Origin of the sequence: Edaphobacter lichenicola (assembly GCF_014201315.1) — a bacterium.
Taxonomy (GTDB): Bacteria; Acidobacteriota; Terriglobia; order Terriglobales; family Acidobacteriaceae; genus Edaphobacter; species Edaphobacter lichenicola_B.
The window spans coordinates 146,089-164,335 of record NZ_JACHDY010000004.1; the positions used below are offsets into that span (position 1 = coordinate 146,089).

The window sequence follows — 18,247 nt, forward strand, 5'->3', positions numbered from 1 at the left end:
TTCACTGTCGGGCAACAAACTCCGTGTCTACTCAAGCCTGACTGCGACTCATTTGCGCCTTGTGGCACTGCCCGAGCATCTTATTCAGAACGCTATGCGGTGCTTTCAGGTGATGGTTTGAGGCGGAGAGGATTGCAGACGAATCACGCATCATGTCGGAGTCGGCGGGGCCAGAGACGGTGTTGTCGCTTTCCTTCGGTGGCCGTACGGCCTCTCATTTGATTTGGGCCACGTGGCGCAGCCCTTTGGAGCACTGGAGATCATGACTCAATCGATTCAACGTGTCTGGTTTATCACGGGAGCATCGACCGGCTTTGGCCGACTGCTTGCCGAAGAGGTTTTGAAGTCTGGCGGTAAGGTGGTAGCGACTGCCAGGCAGCTGGACAAGATTGCGGATCTTGAAAGACAGTATCCGCAGAGTGCGAAGGCTTTGACTCTGGATGTTACAGATGCCGGTCAGGTGGACTCGGTCGTAACGCAGGCTTTTGCGCAGTTCGGACAGATAGACGTTCTGGTCAACAATGCGGGCTATGGAGTTGCGGGCGCGATTGAAGAGGTCTCAGAGGCGGAGTTTATGCCGATGTTTGAGACCAATGTCTTCGGCCTGCTGAAGGTGACTCGGGCGTTTCTTCCGTATCTTCGCAAGCAGCGCAGTGGGCACATTCTCAATTTGTCCTCGATCGGCGGCTTGATTGGCGGGCAGGGCATCGGGATGTATAACGCGAGCAAGTTTGCGGTGGAGGGGATCTCGGAGGCGTTGGCGGCGGAGCTTGCGCCGTTGGGCATTCGCGTTACGGTGATTGAACCGGGGCCGTTCCGTACTGATTTTCTGGGACGCTCGGGTGTGATTGCTGAGACGAAGATTTCGGACTACGACAACACTGCTGGAAATATGCGGAAGTATTTTGCTGAGAACGATGGGAAGCAGAAGGGCGATCCGCTGCGTGCGGTTCGGGCGATGATCGAGGTTGTGGAGTCGCTGAATCCTCCGTTGCATCTTCTGCTGGGGGCGAGCGCGCTCGAGCGGTTTCGCGGCAAGCTGGATAGCTGGCAGAAAGAGATTGCAGCGTGGGAGCCGGTGACGGTTGGGGCAGATTTTCCGGAGGGTGAGTGAGTTCTTCCTCGTACATCAAGACGATCTTCTGGGACATCGGCGGAGTTCTGCTCACGAATGGGTGGGATAAAGGCGAACGTACGGAGGTTCTGACTCGTCTGGGTGTGGATCTGGCGGACTACGAGTCGCGTCATGATGAGGCGAACTACCTGTGGGAGCGCGGGCTTTCGACGGCGGAACAGTTCTTTAACGACACGGTGCTGAACCAGAATCCGAATCTGACCTTTGACGAGCTTTGGCCGCAGGTGTGTGCGGAGAGCAGGATTCTTCATCCGGAGAGCCTCGATATTCTTGGAGAGCTGGCTACCTCTGGACGGTATATGCTGGCCACGCTTAACAATGAGAGCCGTGAACTGAACGAGCATCGGCTGAATGCGTTTCGGCTGCGGCCGTTTTTCGACTACTTTATTTGTTCGGGCTACGTGCATGAGATGAAGCCGTATCCCGGCATCTATCGCGCTGCGATTGAGATCTCCGGCCACCTGCCGGAGACCGCGTTGTTTATCGATGACAAGGTTGAGAACTGTGACGCCGCGGCAGCTTTTGGAATGCAGACGATTTGTTTTGAGTCACCCACTCAGCTGAGAGATGAGCTTGCACAATTTGGGTTACGGGCCGCATAAGGAAGGAAGAGAGATGGAACTGGGAATCATCGGACTGGGCGCCGGATTCGTTCGCGCGAGGAGAACAACTTTACGGATCGCATGATCTCGATCATGCGCGGGGCCTTTGGTGGTCACGACGTGAAAAGGACGTAGTTTTGCTGGACGTGTGAGGCGATGGATTTGGCGCCACGCACGGACCTTGAATTTCATCTGCCAGCGGATTTTTATCGGTCGGCACAGCACGGAAGGTTTGTAAGGAGCGAATTATGAGCGCAAGTACAGTACCAGTCGGCGTATCGGCAGCAGCGGTGGATGCCACCAAGAAGGGTGAGCGCGTGCCGGAGCCCTGCATCGTGGTTATCTTTGGAGCCTCGGGCGATCTGACTAAGCGGAAGCTTTTGCCGGCGCTCTATCACCTGGATCAATCGGGACTTCTGCCGAAGGACTTCGCGGTGGTCGGGGTGGCGCGTCGCGATCTGAGCGCAACGTTTGGCCCTGACATGAAGGAAGGCATTCTGAAGGGCGGCGGGGTTGAGGAGAACGATCCGAAGCTGAAGCCGTTTATGGATCGCATCTCTTACTTCGCGACGGAGTTCGACGACGATGCTGGCTTCGATAAGTTGAAGGCGCACCTGGCGGAGTTGGATGGCAAGTTCAACACGAAGGGCAATCGGCTGTTCTATCTGGCGGTGGCGCCGGAGTTCTTTGCCGACATCACACGCCGATTGGGCAAGCATGGTATGGCAAGTCCCGAGGCCGGGGACAAGCACTGGGTGCGGGTGATCATCGAGAAACCGTTTGGCACCGATTTAGAGTCGGCGCGCAAGCTGAACGACGAGATCAACGATGTGCTGGCTGAAGATCAGATCTTCCGCATTGATCACTACCTGGGGAAGGAGACGGTTCAGAACATTCTGGTGTTTCGCTTCGGCAATGGGATCTTTGAGCCGGTGTGGAATCGCAACTTCATCGACCATGTCGAGATTACGGCTGCTGAGTCGATTGGTATTGAAGGGCGTGGGCCGTTCTACGAGAAGGCCGGCGCGGTTCGCGATGTGCTGCAGAACCATGTGATGGAGGTTCTCTCGTTTGTGGCGATGGAACCACCGGACTCGTTTGAAGCTGAGGCGGTGCGTACCGAGAAGCTGAAGGTTTGGCGTGCGATTGAGGGCATTCCTGTCAACAACACAGTGCGTGGACAGTATGGTCCGGGCAAGGTGGATGGCAAGGACGTCGTTGGGTATCGGCAAGAGGATCGTGTCTCGCCAACCTCGAGCACGGAGACCTTTGCTGCGATCCGGCTGGGGATCGAAAACTGGCGATGGGCGGGCGTTCCGTTTTACCTGCGCGCCGGGAAGCGGCTGGCCAAGCGCGTGACGGAGGTGACGATTGTGTTCAAGCAGCCGCCGCTGCACCTCTTCAAGTCCAACAGCAGCGAGGACAATATTGCTCCGAACATCATCAAGATGCGGATTCAGCCGGATGAGGGGATCTCGCTGCAGTTTGGCGCGAAGGTTCCTGGGCCGACTACCAATCTTGCACAGGTGAACATGGCGTTCAGCTACGCGGATGCGTTCGGCAAGTCTTCGGCGAACGGGTATGAGCGGCTGTTGCTGGATGCGATGCTGGGTGATGCGACGTTGTTCGCGCACCGCGATGGCGTTGAGGCGACCTGGGCGCTGTTTACGCCGATCCTCGAGGCGTGGGCGAAGGTTGAGGCCAAGCACTTCCCCAACTACGCGGCTGGCACTGAAGGGCCGGAGTGCGCGGATGAGCTTCTGGCGAAGGATGACCGGAAGTGGGAGAAGCTGTAGGACAGTGTTACGGCGCGCTGGACTCCGGGATATTTGTGAAACTTGTTCCGGAGTTCGTCCGTTTTCGGATTGTTGGTAGTTCAAATTCTTTGTAGCGAGATCCTATGCCCCGTCCAGTTTCTGTTACCTTTCGCGTATCGCCAACACCAGCAGCCACGGCTCGGGCCGCTGCGCAGCTCTTTACCGAGGCCGCGGGGAAGGCCGCACAGTCGCGCGGGCTGGCTCGCATCGCCATCTCTGGCGGCACGACGCCTAAGACGATGTTCGGCCTGCTCGCGGACCCGGCGGAGCCGTTTCTCAAGCAGGTTCCGTGGGACAAGCTCGATCTCTACTGGGTGGATGAGCGCTGCGTGCCGCCTGACAATGCGGAGTCGAACTACCGCATGACCAAGGAGGCACTGCTCTCGAAGGTTCCGCTGCCGGCGGAGCGGGTGCACCGGATGGAGGGAGAGCTCGCACCTGACGTTGCTGCGGCGCGCTACGAATCGACGATTCGAAATACGTTCAAGCTTGAGGGCGCGGAGACTCCTACGTTCGACCTGGTGCTGCTGGGTATGGGCGACGATGGGCATACGGCGTCGCTGTTTCCGCATACCGAGGCGCTGAACGAGATGAGCCACATTGTGGTGCCAAACCACGTTCCGCAGAAGGATACGTGGCGCATCACGCTGACCTGGCCGGTGATCAACCAGGGCCGGGAGGTGGCGTTTTTGATCGAGGGCGCGGGCAAGACGCAGGTTCTGCACGATGTTTTTCTGGGTCCGTACCAACCCGAGGTGCACCCTTCGCAGCTGATTCGTCCGGCCAGCGGACAACTGACCCTCTTGCTCGACTCGGCTGCAGCGGCTAAGCTGCCTGCACCGGCGAATTCGGATTCGACCGGAACTTTGGAGCTTAAATAGATGATTCTCGCTGGGGATGTTGGCGGAACAAAGGTTCACCTTGCACTGTACGACTTCGCCAATGGGCGTCTGCACCAGATCCGCGACCAGAAGTTTCCTGCGGTTGAGTATGTGAGCCTGGACGATGTGGTTCATAAGTTTCTGGCTGGGGACGGGACCAACGCGACGCAGGGAGGGGATATCTTTGGGGCTTGTTTCGGGTGTCCGGGGCCGGTTCGCGATGGGCGTCTGAAGCTGACGAACCTGCCTTGGACGCTGGATACACGCGACCTGGTGAAGTCGCTTTCGATTCCTCATATATCTCTGATCAATGATCTTGAGGCGACCGGTTATGGCATCCCCGAGCTTGCGCCGGAGAGCATCTTTACGCTGCACGAGGGCGATCTCGAGGCTACCGGGCATGCGGGCCTGATGGCAGCGGGGACGGGGCTGGGCCAGGCGCTGCTGATCTGGGATGGGCAGAAGCACCGTCCGATCGCGTCGGAGGGCGGCCATGCCGACTTTGCGGCGCGGAGTAATCGCGAGATTGCGCTGCTGGAGTACCTGCGCTCTACGCTGAAGGGACGCGTTAGCTGGGAGCGGGTTGTCTCCGGTATTGGCATCAAGAATGTCTACGCCTTTCTGCGCGATGTGGAGAAGATCGATGAGCCGGGGTGGCTGCATGACCGGATGCAGACGGAGGATCCGAACGCTGTGATCGGGGAGTGTGCCGAGGATGGCTCCAGCTCGTTGTGCTTCGAGACGATGAAGATCTTCGCTGGGGCTTATGGGGCGGAGGCGGGCAATATCGCGCTGCAGGTGCTTGCGACGGGCGGGATGTATCTTGGCGGGGGTATTGCTCCGAAGATTTTGAAGACGTTGAAGAACGGCACCTTTACCCAGGCTTTCATCGACAAGGGGCGGTTGTCGCCGATGGTCGAGTCGGTGCCGGTTCGCGTGATTCTGGACGATACCTGTGCTCTGCTGGGGGCGGCGGCTTATGCGGAGGCTCGTGCGTCGGAGAACGCGGGTTATTCGGAGCGCGCGGCTTCGGTTAAGGCTTCGTAGTGTGTTTCATGGGCAATCGAAGGAACGTCTCCGCCTGTGAATGTTGTAAAAGAGTGGTCTTTTCGCACTCGGGGGGATTGACAGAATGTGCTGGGGATGAAATCTCTGGAAGGTGCTTTCTTTGCGAAAGAGATTGAGTCAGAGGAGAGAGGCTGATCCCGGGAATATTCGGGTCCTGGATCAGTTATATATATAGGACTTCTTTTTTGTGGGGCAGGTTTCCCTCAAGCCGTTTTCTCTCAAGCCGTTATACTGATCGCGACCCATCTTGCCCACCACTTCTATTACGTCCCCCGAAATCGCGTCGCAGGAAATTCTCGATGCCCGTTCTTCCGAAGACATTGCAGTAGCTTCGCCATCGGCGTTTCCTTCGCCGGCGTTTTCGGGCGGGCTCGACTTCACACAGCGTGCCGATCTGATTGAGTTGATGGATCTGCCTTGCCCTTATGAGGAGCTCCGCGCGTGCCTGCATGATATTGCCCGCGTCAACCGGCTGACGTTTGCGCAGCGGCCTACGCTGGGCTGGCTGGAAGATCTGGTGGCGGCGCATCCTCGCTCGGCGGCTCCGTTGCGCGTGGTGGACGTGGGGTGCGGCTATGGAGATACACTGCGGAAGATCGATCGATGGGCGGCCAGGCGGGGAGTTGCGGTGACGCTGACGGGCATCGATCTGAATCCGGATGCGATTCGCGCCGCGCGGGAGGCTACGCCGCCGAGCCAGCAGATTGAGTGGCTGGTTGGGGATGCGCTGGCCGATCACACGCAGGGGCCTATCGACGTTGTCCTCTGTTCCTTGTTAACGCACCACCTGACGAATGCGCAGATCGTGCTGTTTCTGCGTTGGATGGAGCAGACGGCGCGGCGTGGGTGGTTCATCGACGATCTACATCGCAAGCCGGGGCCCTACCACCTGTTTCGGCTATGGGCGCGGTTTGCGAACTGGCACCGGTTCGTGAAGAACGATGGGCCGGTGTCGATCCGGCGCAGCTTCGTGGTGGAGGACTGGCAGAGGCTGTGCTCTGCTGCCGAGATTGGCGTGGGGAACGTCTCAATCACGGAGCACCGTCCGGCGCGGCTTTGCGTGGGACGGGTCAAGTAAGTAGATTGCCGCGACGGCGCTCCCCTTACACAAACAATATCTTCGTTTCGAGGCCCTCTTTGATCTTCGTTCGCAACTCTGCTTCTGTCTTCTCTGCCTTTGTACTTTTTCTTGTCACAAGCGTTGGAGTGCAGGCGCAGCGGCTGCCTGCCGGGGTACACCCGGAGCACTATGGACTGACGGTTACGCCGGATTTGAAGGCGGCGACCTTCAGTGGGGAAGAGACGATCGATGTTGTGCTGGATGCTCCCAGCAAGCGGATCACACTGAATGCGGCGGAGCTTAAGTTTGGCGAGGTGAGGGCCTATGTTCTGCCGGTGGCCGCGTACTCGTATGGCAAGCTGGGATCGCAGCCGAGGCCGCTGAACCCGGTTGAGGCGGATCGGCATCCGCAGACCGCGACGGTGACGCTGGACGGGGAGATGGAGCAGGCTACGTTTAGCTTTGCCGAGGAGCTGCCCGCGGGAAGGGTGACGCTGGCGATTCGGTATACGGGGGTGCTGAACGATAAGCTGCGGGGGTTCTATCTTTCGAAGACTAAAGCGCGGAACTATGCGGTGACGCAGTTTGAGCCTACCGATGCGCGGCGCGCGTTTCCAGGCTTCGATGAACCGGCGCTGAAGGCTACGTATGACATTGCGGTGGTCGTCGATAGCGGCGATACGGCGATCTCTAACTCGAACATGATCTCGGATAAGGCGGGGCCGGTGGCGGGCAAGCATACGATTCGGTTTGCGACGACGCCGAAGATGTCGACCTACCTGGTTGCGTTTCTGGTGGGGGATTTCAAATGCACGGAGGGCAAGTCGGATGGGGTGCCGATTCGTGTGTGCTCGACGCCGGACAAGGTGGAGCTGACGCGGTTTGCGCTGGAGTCGGCGAAGTACGTTCTGCATTATTACGACACGTACTTCGGGATTAAATATCCGATGCCGAAGCTGGATATGGTTGCGCTGCCGGACTTTGAAGCGGGCGCGATGGAGAACTTCGGCTGCATTACGTATCGCGAGACTGACCTGCTGGTGAATGGGAAGACCGGCGATATTCCCGAGAAGAAGCGGGTTGCGGCTGTAGTGGCGCATGAGATGGCGCACCAGTGGTTCGGCGATATGGTGACGATGCAGTGGTGGGACAATCTGTGGCTGAACGAGGGATTTGCGACGTGGATGGAGACCAAGCCGGCGGCTGCGTGGCACCCGGAGTGGAACTTCGACCAGGACGACGCGCAGGGGTTGAACGAGACGCTGAACCTTGATGCTCAGCGGACTACGCGGACGATACGCGCGACGGCCAGTACGCCGGATGAGATCAACGAGATGTTCGACGGGATTGCGTATGGCAAGGCCGGGGCCGTGATCGGCATGGTTGAGAACTATCTGGGGAAGGAGGTCTTTCGGCAGGGCGTGCATAACTACCTGCAGGCGCATCTGTATGGGAATGCGACCGCGGAGGACTTCTGGAGTGCGCAGACGGCGAACTCGCACCTGCCGGTGGATCGGATCATGTCGAGCTTTGTGACGCAGCCTGGGGTGCCGCTGCTGACGTTCTCTGAGAGGCAGGCAGGGAGTGTTCCGGTGATGCAGAGCAGGTTTTTCCTTTCGGCTGAGGAGACCAACCGCCCGCTGGCTGGGCAGCTGCCGGAGTGGACTTTGCCGGTATGCCTGAAGTCGAACGGCCAGCCGATCTGCCGGGTGCTGACGCCTGGGGACTCGAGCCTGCCGATGCCGATGGATGCCGGGATGCCGTTCTTTTATGCCAATGCGGGGGCGAAGGGGTACTACCGGACGGCCTACACTCCGGCGCAGCTCAGCGCGATTACGGCCAAGGCGGAGAGTTCGATGACGCCGCCAGAGCGGATCGGGCTGCTGGGCGATCGCTGGGCGCTCGTGCAGTCGGGGCAGGCGGATGTTGGGGATTTTCTAAATCTGATCTTGGCCTTGAAGGAAGACTCCAGTGCGGCTGTGCTCGATACGGCTCATCAGCAGATCCAGAAGATCGATTCGGAGATAGCCAGTGACGAGGATCGCGCTGCACTGGCCGCGGTGCTGAAGCGGCAGTTTGGGCCGGTGTATTCGGCCCTCGGGAGCCCGGAGAAGAAGGAGTCGTTTGACCGGCGGCAGCTTCGCGGAACGCTGTTCGAACTGCTGGGGGAGGCGCACGATACCGCGGTTCTGTCTGAGGCGCAGCTGCTGACTGCCCGAGTCTTCGCAGTGGACAACAAAAAGGACAGGACGCTTGATTCGGCGCTGGCGGACGCGGCCGTGCAGGTGAGCGCGGCCAATGGCGATGCAGCGCTCTACGACAAGGTGCTCGCAGTGAGCAGGAACTTCAGCGATCCGGGAGAGCAGACCGACGCGCTGCTGCTGCTGGCGCGGTTTCGCGATCCTGCGCTGGTAAGGCGCACACTCGACCTGATCGCCTCGGGAGAGGTGCGAAATCAGGATAGCTGGGCGATGCTGACGGAGCTGCTGCGCGAGCGCGCGACCCGCGATCAGGCCTGGGAGTACATGCGGCGGAACTGGGAGAGGGTGAGCGCCCAGTTGACGGTGTCGTCCGGGGCTGAGGTGGTGGGGGCTGCCGGGGCCTTCTGCACGGTCGAACAGAGGGACCAGATAAGCAGCTTCTTCGCGACGCATAAGGTTGCGGCAGCGGAACGGACCCTGGCAAAGGCTGTTGATAGTATCAACGACTGCATTAAATTGCAGACAGTCCAAGAGCCGAAGCTGCATGCCTGGCTTCAGCTCCAGGCCAAGTGAGGAAGATGGGGTCTATACAACTTAAGTCCAGGCGGGTTGGGGACATAGCAGCTTTGGTTCCGCAGGGCGGGGAGAGAGGAGGCAAGTCCTTTGGGGCGTCCGTTTTGCGGCGGCGGGGCGGTGAACCGGCGGTGCCCTGGGCGGGATTTTATAGACAACTGGTAAAAATAATCAGGGTACCCAAAAGTGTTATGAAGTGGAAGTCATTCTGCGTTGACTTTCAACTTTCGTAACGGTACCTTCCCAATTGAGGACACCAATGAAGAAAACCTGTCTCTTACTAGCCGGCATCGCCCTCCTCTCTTCCGTCGCCCTCCCTCTGCACGCTCAAGACGGTTGCGTGAACTCTCCGGAGAATCCGACAGCCATTCTCGCTGTTGTAGGCTCCGCAGGTGCATTTTTCGTTTCGGTACGCGCTCGCATCAAGGCTCGTCGCAACTCTTCCAAGTAAGCCGCCACTGGGACTTGCCACCAAATACTCCCCTGGTGCGCTGGCCTGGATTAAAGATCGCATGTCAACTTTACCTGCTACCGCTGAAGTCAGCCCACTCCGATCGGCTGGGGCGGCAGGGCTAAGCCTGCCCCGGGCCGCAGGATTCGCGGCGATTGTCGCGGTGTTTGGTCTATCGACCATCTTTTCGACCGTGAGCGCTCTTTGGAATCTTTGGACCACGGACGCTCTCAAGTCGATTGGGATGTTTATTCCGCTGGTCAGCTTTGTACTGGTTCTGCGGGCATGGCGCTCAATTGGATGGGAGATGGAGGGCAGCTGGTGGGGCCTGGTCGTCCTGGTGGTCACGGCCGTGGTCGTGCATATCCGGGACCAGGCGGTTCTGGTGTTCGTGTTCTCGCCGAAGTGGTCGATTTACATTCCACCTCACTCGCTTGTGGCCTTCGCGTATGGCGCGGGGGTGGTCCTGCTGTTTGGCGGGAGGCGGCTGTTCCGGGCTTCGCTGTTTCCGCTTATCCTGCTGTGGTTTGTCAATCCGATTCCTCACATCTTCAACGTGTTTGTCGATTTGCCGTTGCAGCGCGCCTCGGCCCACGTGGCTCGCGCTTTCGCAATTGCGTTGGGTCAGCCCCTGAGCCCGGACCAGCTTCGGCTGATGTTCACTCCGGAGTTCGGCATGTTTATCGCTCCGGGATGCAATGGAATTCGGGGCGCGGTCACCATGGGATTCATTGCGCTGATCGCGGGCTACGTGTATCGCTTTCGCTGGTATGCGCATGCTGCGGTGGTGGCCGGCGCGGTCCTGCTGGGTTACGTCTTCAACTTTGCGCGGCTGTGCATTCTGGTTCTTTATTACATCGTGGCGCTGCACGTCCCTTCTCTGCGGAGCAAGGCTGAGATGGGGGATTATGTGATTGGGGCATGCCTCTTTCTTCTGAGCACCTTTCTTCTGTTCCACGTTGTCCGCCGTCTGAGCGAGTCGCCGGGCCAGATCAAGCCTTCTTCTCTGACTTCGTCTTCTTCGGCTGGCGCAGTTGCGGGACGATCTTTCTATCTCCGTTTTGCCGGAATGCTTGCGCTGGTACTGGTCAGTTGTTATGGAGTTGCACGCGGCTATGTGGGCACGCACAGCGGTAGCGCCGCTGCTCAGAGGAAGGCCGATCAGAACGCGCCCGGACAGTTCCCCGAGCGGATCGGGAGCTATACCCTGACGCGTACCTGGAACGAGAATCTTTTCACTGGTCCGCTGATCTATCATTGGGCCGAGTACGCTCCGGCAGATGGTGGAGCGCATGTGTCGATCGGGATTTCGCCGGTGATGGGGTCTCACGATACGCTGATCTGCCACTCGGCGCGTGGGGAGGATCCGATCTGGCGGGACCAGCTCTCGATGCCCACTGCCAACGGGCCGATTGGTTTTTCGGGCTCCTTCTTCAACGACGGCGCGACGCAATATCTTGAGGCGACGACCATCTGCAATAGCGGTTCGTGCGGAGAGTATTCGAGCGACCGCACCCACTTCGGATTCGTCTACAGCAAGCCTACCTCTCAGTCTTTGTTATCGCAGGAAGCGCAGCGCCCCATCCCGATCCTGCTGAAGGTCGAGACGATCGACACGACGCTGCCGGTGGAGATTGCGCGACAGCAGCTAACGACAGATCTTCGCTTCTTCCTCGGCTCGGTGGATCTGGACGGACTCACGAAGCCTTACCGACAGTAACTGTATCCAGCTTTGATATCTTTGGGCCATCCAGTGAGATTACTTTTGCGCAACTTTCAGGGACTTTTCAGCGTGGTGATGGTCGGGGTTTTGGCTTGCTCGCTTGCGGGATGCGGGAGCAGCTCCACTCCGCCCGTTACCACACCACCGCCTGTGACTCCGCCGCCTGTGACTCCACCGCCGCCACCCCCACCGACCAATCCAGGCGTGAGTTTTTCCGGAAAAGCGATGGCGGGTTCTCTGCCGATTGTTGGAGCGGCCATTCAGCTTTATGCAGCTGGAACCGGCGGGAATGGCTCGGCTTCGACGTCCCTGCTTACGAACGCACTCACCACCGATGCTACGGGAGCTTTCACGGTGGCTGCGGGGTACGCCTGTCCTCTTGCCGCCTCGGAGATCTATGTTGTGGTTCGCGGAGGTCAGGTAGGAGGCGCTCCAAATAATTCGGCGATTACTCTTGCGAGCGCGCTCGGCGCCTGCAATCAGATTACGGCTGGGGCTCAGTTCGTGGTCAACGAGGTGACGACCGCGGCTACTGCCTGGGGCCTTGCCCAGTTCTTTGGAAGCGAGGGCAATCTTGGAGCGAGTGCGACCAATGCCCAGGGACTGGCTAATGCCGTGGCTACAGTGGCGAATCTCGCGAACCTCACCAAGGGGTCCGCGCCGGGGACGGCTTTTCCCTCTACCGGAGACTCTTCGTTTGCCGTAGAGAAGATCAATCTCGTTGCTGACCTTCTCAACAACTGCACGGCCACGGCGTCGGGGTGCGGCGCGCTCTTCTCTGCGATTACACCGAATGGCGGGACGGCTCCGTCGAATACGCTGGATGCCGTTCTGAACATCGTGCGCAATCCGGGGAGTAACGTTGCCACGCTGTTTGCGCAGCTTCCCGCCAGCGGTGCGCCCTTTTCCCCGGTACCCTCCGCGGCGCCGGCGGACTGGACCCTCGACATCAACTATCACGGAGGGGGCATCGACACGAGGAATCCGTCGGGCGTCGGCGTGGACGGGGCTGGCAACATCTGGGTGTCGACGTATTCTGGTGCCGTGGCTGAATTTTCGACGACAGGAACTCCGAAGTTTTCGAATGGCATTACAGGCGGTGGGCTGCTCGACTCGGATGCGCTTGCCATCGATCTGCAGGGGAATATCTGGGTTCCGGATGGAGGAAGCCCCGGAGTCAACAACGGCTTTGGTAGTGTGACGGAGCTCAGTTCGACCGGCCAGGTGCTCTCCGGCGCTACGGGGTACAGTGCTGGGGGGATCAGCTATCCGACGGCAATCGCGATTGATGCGAATGGAACAGTGTGGATCCCCGATTATGGCAACTCGAGGGTCACCCTGCTCTCGAGCACTGGTCAGCTACTGTCGGGGGCGAACGGGATTCAATCGCTGCAGTTGAGCTTTCCGCTTGCGGTTGCAATCGATTCGGGCCATAACGGCTGGGTGGCAAATTTTGGCAACGATACTGTCAGCAAGGTCTCTGCTGACGGGAGCCAGATAACCAGCTTCAGCAGCGGCAATGGGCCGGACGGTATCGCCGTTGATCAACGAGGCTATGTGTGGGTCGCGAATCAGACCGGCAACAGTATCAGTGAGCTTGCGAATGATGGATCCGTAGTCTCGACCGGCTACAGCGATAACAAGGCCAGCATACTTGCTCCGCAGGGGATCGCGATCGATGGATCGGGTCATGTATGGGTTGCGAATCTGCATAGCCACGCGATTACTGAGCTGGCGGGATCGGCTGCAGCTTCGCCTGGAGCGATCCTGTCGCCGACTGCCGGTTATGCGTCGGACTTCGGATTTACAGAGGCGTATGGGATTGCAGTCGATGCCAGTGGCAATCTTTGGGTGACGGACTTCAATAACGACACGCTGACCGAGATCGTTGGACTGGCGACGCCGGTGAAGACCCCGGTGCTGGGACCGCCTCAGACACCTTAGCCGGCACTTTGGCTATGTAAAAAAAGAGGCTACCGTTTGCGACGATACAAGCGGTAGCCTCTTTGTCTTGCTATTGATTGGTAGCTACGGTCTGATCGTGAGCATGACCACGCCGTGGCTGGGTACGTCGGCGGAGTAGCCTACGCTCTGTTTGCCCAGATCGCTTGCGGTCCAGAGATTCCGTACCGAGGCAGACAGGGAGTCGGGATAGCCGATGTCGGTCCATGCTACGGCGACCTTCGCGGCTGCGGGGCTGCGGTTCAGCAGTACGACGGCGCGGCCTCCGTCCTGCAGTTGCTTCGACCAGATCTCGAGGTCTCCGGTCTTCTTGACTCTGCGTGCCTGGTGTCCGAGGGGGTCTTGATCAATTGCAATGACTTCCTTGTTCAGCAGAATCTCTTTGGTGTCGGGCGTCATGCTGGAGATGTCGTTGCCCGCCAGCAGGGGCGCGGAGAACATTGCCCACATGCTGAAGTGCGCGCGATACTCCTCCTTGGTCATGCCGCCGTTGCCTACCTCGAGCATGTCAGGATCATTCCAGTGGCCCGGGCCGGCGTAGGTCTCCAATCCGCTCATCTGGTCGATGATCTGAGTTACCCCGTTGCCACCCCAGTCTTTCTTGCAGTCCCAGCAGTCTTGAATGTCGGCGGTTGCGCGCCACAGGTTTCCGATCGATCCTGCCCACAGCCACGGCTTGGTCGATCCCCACTCGCAGATGCTGAAGACGATGGGCCGTCCGGAGTCGGCGAGTGCGTCGCGCATCAGAGTGTAGGAGGACTCGCTGTTCTGTCCGGGGAGAGTGTTGCACCAGTCTTCTTTGAGGTAGTCGACGCCCCAGTTCGCGTACTGCTTTGCGTCCTGGTACTCGTGGCCGATGCTGCCGGGACGCTTGGCGCAGGTCATGGTGCCAACGTCGGTGTAGATACCGAACTTCAGGCCCTTCGAGTGAACGTAGTCGGCTAGCGCCTTGATGCCGGAGGGAAAGCGCTCGGCGTCGGCGACGATATTGCCGGAGGCGTCGCGGCCAGTCTGCCAGCAGTCGTCAAGGATGACGAACTGATAGCCAGCATCCTTCATGCCGCTGCTCACCATGGCGTCCGCGGTCTCGCGCACGACCTTCTCGTTGAGCCCCTTGCAGCCGAACTTGTTCCAGCTGTTCCATCCCATGGGCGGCGTCTTCGCTAGGCTGTTATCCAAAGCTCGCCCAAAGACCGGCATTATGACGACTGCCAACATTACCAAACACACTCTCACAACGAAACGAGTTCGACCCATTGCAATGCACTCCTCTTCGGAACCGGCGCGGTATTTTCTTCGAGCTCACGAAATTCTAACCTTTGCATGGACTCCATCGCCTGGCTCGGGTTTATAAGGCGCGGATTAGCTGGGGGATTAGGCGTTTCTCGTAACAGAGAAAACGCAGCCCCGGCCTGAACTCGAGACTGATCTCTCCGGCGAGCAGGTAGCCGAGCTTCGGAAAGAGCCGCTGTGTCGCTTCGTTGTTGGTGTTGGTGTCGACGCGGAGTGCGGTGATGCCGCGTTCGACCGCGACCTCTTCGGCTCTCTGCATGAGCGCACCGGCCGCTCCCTGGCCGCGGAATGCGGGATCTACCGCAAGGCGGTGCACTACGATTGCAGGTTCATCAATATCCCATCCGACCTGGGAGTAGTCAGGCTCCTGATCCATGGTGATTGCAGCGACGCCGGCGATGCTGTCGTTCACTTCGGCGACCCAGAGTTGGTTCAGGTCGATGTCGCGTTGAAAGACGGCGTCGTTTGGGTAGGTTTCGTCCCACTGGAGATTGCCTGTCGCGCGCATCAGCGGAACGACGCGCCGCACGAGGCTCATCAGCGCCGGTAGATCATGTTGTGTTGCCAGCCGGATCTGCATCGTCTTCTCAGCGTAACAGGAGCGGCGATGCGGGTTTCTGCTGCGGTAGAGCGCCGGGCAACCGAAGCTACATGATTCGAAAACGTTCGCGCATGAGACGTTGGAAGCGGGGTCGCCAGATGAGGTCATAGGCTAACTCTTTTCCGGGGAACATAGCTAAGGCAGCCCTCCTGCTGTCCGCGATCATCTGGGCCGCCTCGTCCACAGTCAAAGACCCGTCCTGCGCGATGACCTGCATCACCATGTTCATCATCATCTGCATTCTGCGGATCAGCTTCTGTTCTTCTGCCCGCTCTTCCGCGCTGATCACGACAGCCTCAGCATTTGGCCCATTCAACTCCATCGAAACCTCCCGATCAAGTCAGCTACCTATGGATTAGACGCATCGACAAGCTCACGGATCTTTCCATCCCGTCCCAGCAGGAATGTGGTCAAGCCAAACTCATCCGTTCGATACAGCTTAGTGCGAGCGTTCGCAATTCGTTCGATCACTTCGTAGCGGGGGTGACCAAATGTATTCCCCTTGCCGACCGACACAACCGCGTCTTTTGGGGCGGCCGCATTGAAGAACTCCTGGGTGGTCGAGGTGCGGCTGCCGTGGTGGCCGATCTTCAGGAGGGTGACGGGTGCGACTCTTCCATGCGAGAGCATCTCTCGCTCGCTGGGGGCTTCAGCATCGCCTTCCAACAACACGGACGCGTCGCCGTATTGCATCCGCATCACGAGCGAATCGTTGTTGATGGGCTCTCGAGGGTTGACGTAACCGGCCTCTGGCGCAAGCATCGTTATCTGGGTTTTTCCCCACGCAACCTGGGTGCCTGCATAAAAATGGCGTACGGTGACTCCAAGATCTTTCGCCTCGTCCAGCAGCGAACGGTAGGCATCCGAGTTCGGATCGATGCTGACCCACAGCTCGCGGGGGCGAAAGTTGCGAAGAACCGCGGGCATACCGCCCATGTGGTCGCTGTGGGCGTGGCTCAAGGCAAGCACATCGAGCCGACGGAATTTGCGTGACCAGAGATACGGCGAGACGACCTCTTCGCCAACGTCGAAGCGGCTTGTAGCTTCTGCGGCTTCGGTGACTCCGCCGACTGGGCCGCCGGCATCGATCAGCATCGTTGCTCCGTCCGGACTGACGATGAAGATGGAGTCGCCCTGTCCAACGTCGATCGCTGTTACCTCCATCATGCCGGGTGTGACAATCGAGTGCTCCGGCCACAGCACGATCAAGGCGACCAGCGGGAGCGCGACGACCGCAGCCCAGGCCCAGTTGCGGGATCGTCGTACGGCCCAGCAGCAGAAGGCCCATGCGACGACTGCGAGGATAGCGACCCACCACGCTGGAGCGGGTACGCGTAGATCGGCTGCATGAACTGCGCTGACGTGGCCTATCACTCCCTTGACTCCGTGGAGCAACAGAGCCGTCATGGCGCCCGGCAACAGCGCTAACCAGGGGCTGATGAGGGAGGCGCAAAATGTAACGACCGCGGTGGGAGCGAGAATGGCGACTAGCGGCACGCTCAACATATTGGTGGGGACGGCGAACATCGTTGCGCGATGGAAGTAGACTGCCATCGGCAAGACCATCACCATCTCGGCCACTACGCCTATCAACGACAACTCCAACGCCCAGAGACTGCAACGAATCATTGCTGGCAGTAACTCTCTGGACCAGTGGCCGAGCATGTTGGCAATCGCCTCGCTACCCATCCGCAGCATCAGCCGAAACTGCGCCACTCGAGGGGGCAGGCTCGTGTCGATCCACTTGTCCCATAGGTTCTCCGCGGCGTTGGCATACGGCAGAAAGCTGCGCTCTCCCAACGGAATCGCGATGCCGCCGATCGCGACGATCGCGAGAAACGTCATCTGGAAGCTGGCTTCGAACAACGCGCTCGGAGACAGCACGAGTACAGCCAGTGCAGCAGCTCCCAGAGCGTTCAGTACGTTGCGATCCCGACTCAAAAGACGCGCCATGAGAAAGACCGTTGTCATGAAGAGTGCTCGTTGCACAGGAGCGCCAAAGCCGGTCAGCAGGGCGTAGCCAAAGGTCAAGGCGATGGTAAGCGACGTTGCGAGCCAATCGTGCAGTTTGAGTCGGCGAGCCAGCCAGAAGACAAGGCCAGCCAGCAGGCCAACGTGCATTCCCGAGACCACAAAGAGATGAAATGATCCAGTGCGCTCGAAGCCTACACGCTGCGTTTTGTTCAGGCCGGCGCGGTCGCCAAACAGCATCGCGTTGAGCATCCCGGCGTCGTCTGGGCTGAGCCGCAGAATCTCCGGAAGTCCTCGATTCGCCCGCGAGTGGACGTAGCCAAGCACGCGACCTGAAGCCCAGCTTTGTGCTGCGAAGATCTTGCACTGCCACTGTGCTGTGCGATCGGACTGCGTCGCAAGGGTCGATGTGGCTTCGTCGAGTACGGAGATTTTTGAAGTACGCACGCTGGCATGAGCGCCGATCCCCTGTGCGAGGAGATAGTCGGCGTACTGCCACGCGCCGGGGTCACGATAGTACTCGGCCACCTTCAGTCGCATGGGAGCTTGTATGAGGTCGCCACACTTTAACGTTGGAAGGGCTTGACTGACAGATGCGGAGAGATCTGCCGCAGGGGCGCTTTTCGCGAGCTTGTCCGGAACAATATTCATGCGCACGCCACCCTTCACAGGAGCCATCCACGCAACGTCCGGCGTTACTTCCTCCACTGCATCGACTTGAATATCGACAGAGAGCGCGCCGACAGCAGCAGCCTCCTCGTCAGCCTCTTTCTCCGGCCACCAACCTGCTTCCTTATCCTGATCTGAGTTTTCCCGAAGAGGGGCTAACTCGCGAACCCGTACGACGCGTCCTCTCACTTGCCGGCTCAGGCCATCTGCGTACATTTTCAGAGCGTGTTGAGTAGATGG

General features: G+C 59.3%; 14 protein-coding genes. 10 read left to right on the forward strand and 4 right to left on the reverse strand.

Translation table 11 applies throughout. The features are described from left to right. The first annotated feature begins 262 nt into the window (after positions 1 to 262). The 10 genes from HDF09_RS14065 (at position 263) to HDF09_RS14110 (ending at position 13,455) form a co-directional block, all read left to right on the forward strand. Positions 263 to 1,114, forward strand: coding sequence for an oxidoreductase (locus tag HDF09_RS14065; protein ID WP_183767396.1), 852 nt, complete (start codon positions 263 to 265; stop codon positions 1,112 to 1,114). Further along, positions 1,111 to 1,737, forward strand: coding sequence for an HAD family hydrolase (locus HDF09_RS14070; RefSeq protein WP_311719548.1), 627 nt, complete (start codon positions 1,111 to 1,113; stop codon positions 1,735 to 1,737). The genes HDF09_RS14065 and HDF09_RS14070 overlap by 4 nt, the downstream gene beginning before the upstream one ends. A 248-nt stretch (positions 1,738 to 1,985) precedes the next feature. Then, positions 1,986 to 3,533, forward strand: a complete 1,548-nt coding sequence (gene zwf, locus HDF09_RS14075) for a glucose-6-phosphate dehydrogenase (RefSeq protein WP_183767398.1) — start codon at positions 1,986 to 1,988, stop codon at positions 3,531 to 3,533. Between the two features lie 104 nt (positions 3,534 to 3,637). Further along, a complete protein-coding gene (gene pgl, locus HDF09_RS14080) occupies positions 3,638 to 4,435 on the forward strand; it encodes a 6-phosphogluconolactonase (protein ID WP_183767400.1) in 798 nt (265 codons plus the stop codon). Continuing rightward, positions 4,436 to 5,482 (forward strand): glucokinase, encoded by a 1,047-nt coding sequence (glk, locus tag HDF09_RS14085; protein ID WP_183767402.1) that lies wholly within the window; start codon positions 4,436 to 4,438, stop codon positions 5,480 to 5,482. Between the two features lie 268 nt (positions 5,483 to 5,750). Beyond that, positions 5,751 to 6,581 (forward strand): methyltransferase domain-containing protein, encoded by an 831-nt coding sequence (locus tag HDF09_RS14090; RefSeq protein WP_260181319.1) that lies wholly within the window; start codon positions 5,751 to 5,753, stop codon positions 6,579 to 6,581. A 59-nt stretch (positions 6,582 to 6,640) separates the two neighbouring features. Then, positions 6,641 to 9,337, forward strand: coding sequence for a M1 family metallopeptidase (locus HDF09_RS14095; RefSeq protein ID WP_221270154.1), 2,697 nt, complete (start codon positions 6,641 to 6,643; stop codon positions 9,335 to 9,337). A gap of 259 nt (positions 9,338 to 9,596) precedes the next feature. Further along, a complete protein-coding gene (locus tag HDF09_RS14100; protein WP_183767404.1) occupies positions 9,597 to 9,788 on the forward strand; it encodes a PExPT-CTERM protein in 192 nt (63 codons plus the stop codon). Between the two features lie 61 nt (positions 9,789 to 9,849). Continuing rightward, positions 9,850 to 11,508 (forward strand): exosortase J, encoded by a 1,659-nt coding sequence (xrtJ, locus tag HDF09_RS14105; RefSeq protein WP_183767406.1) that lies wholly within the window; start codon positions 9,850 to 9,852, stop codon positions 11,506 to 11,508. A gap of 45 nt (positions 11,509 to 11,553) precedes the next feature. Continuing rightward, positions 11,554 to 13,455 (forward strand): NHL repeat-containing protein, encoded by a 1,902-nt coding sequence (locus HDF09_RS14110; protein ID WP_183767408.1) that lies wholly within the window; start codon positions 11,554 to 11,556, stop codon positions 13,453 to 13,455. 84 nt (positions 13,456 to 13,539) lie between these two features. On the opposite strand, the gene HDF09_RS14115 is transcribed toward HDF09_RS14110, so the two are convergent. From HDF09_RS14115 to HDF09_RS14130, 4 genes are all read right to left on the reverse strand, one after another. Beyond that, a complete protein-coding gene (locus HDF09_RS14115) occupies positions 13,540 to 14,622 on the reverse strand; it encodes a glycoside hydrolase family 27 protein (RefSeq protein ID WP_260181320.1) in 1,083 nt (360 codons plus the stop codon). A gap of 199 nt (positions 14,623 to 14,821) precedes the next feature. Next, on the reverse strand, positions 14,822 to 15,346 hold the full coding sequence (locus HDF09_RS14120; RefSeq protein WP_183767412.1) for a GNAT family N-acetyltransferase: 525 nt from the start codon (positions 15,344 to 15,346) through the stop codon (positions 14,822 to 14,824). 67 nt (positions 15,347 to 15,413) lie between these two features. Further along, positions 15,414 to 15,689 (reverse strand): hypothetical protein, encoded by a 276-nt coding sequence (locus tag HDF09_RS14125; RefSeq protein ID WP_179636536.1) that lies wholly within the window; start codon positions 15,687 to 15,689, stop codon positions 15,414 to 15,416. Between the two features lie 26 nt (positions 15,690 to 15,715). Continuing rightward, positions 15,716 to 18,196 carry a ComEC/Rec2 family competence protein gene (locus HDF09_RS14130; RefSeq protein ID WP_406704732.1) on the reverse strand — a complete coding sequence of 827 codons (2,481 nt, stop codon included), beginning with the start codon at positions 18,194 to 18,196 and terminating at the stop codon, positions 15,716 to 15,718. Positions 18,197 to 18,247 lie beyond the last annotated feature (51 nt).

Coding starts and splice junctions, on each gene's coding strand:
- HDF09_RS14100 (WP_183767404.1), top strand. CDS start 9,597: ATGAAGAAAACCTGTCTCTTACTAGCCGGCATCGCCCTCCTCTCTTCC.
- HDF09_RS14125 (WP_179636536.1), bottom strand. CDS start 15,689: ATGGAGTTGAATGGGCCAAATGCTGAGGCTGTCGTGATCAGCGCGGAA.
- xrtJ (WP_183767406.1), top strand. CDS start 9,850: ATGTCAACTTTACCTGCTACCGCTGAAGTCAGCCCACTCCGATCGGCT.
- glk (WP_183767402.1), top strand. CDS start 4,436: ATGATTCTCGCTGGGGATGTTGGCGGAACAAAGGTTCACCTTGCACTG.
- pgl (WP_183767400.1), top strand. CDS start 3,638: ATGCCCCGTCCAGTTTCTGTTACCTTTCGCGTATCGCCAACACCAGCA.
- zwf (WP_183767398.1), top strand. CDS start 1,986: ATGAGCGCAAGTACAGTACCAGTCGGCGTATCGGCAGCAGCGGTGGAT.
- HDF09_RS14120 (WP_183767412.1), bottom strand. CDS start 15,346: ATGCAGATCCGGCTGGCAACACAACATGATCTACCGGCGCTGATGAGC.
- HDF09_RS14065 (WP_183767396.1), top strand. CDS start 263: ATGACTCAATCGATTCAACGTGTCTGGTTTATCACGGGAGCATCGACC.
- HDF09_RS14115 (WP_260181320.1), bottom strand. CDS start 14,622: ATGGGATGGAACAGCTGGAACAAGTTCGGCTGCAAGGGGCTCAACGAG.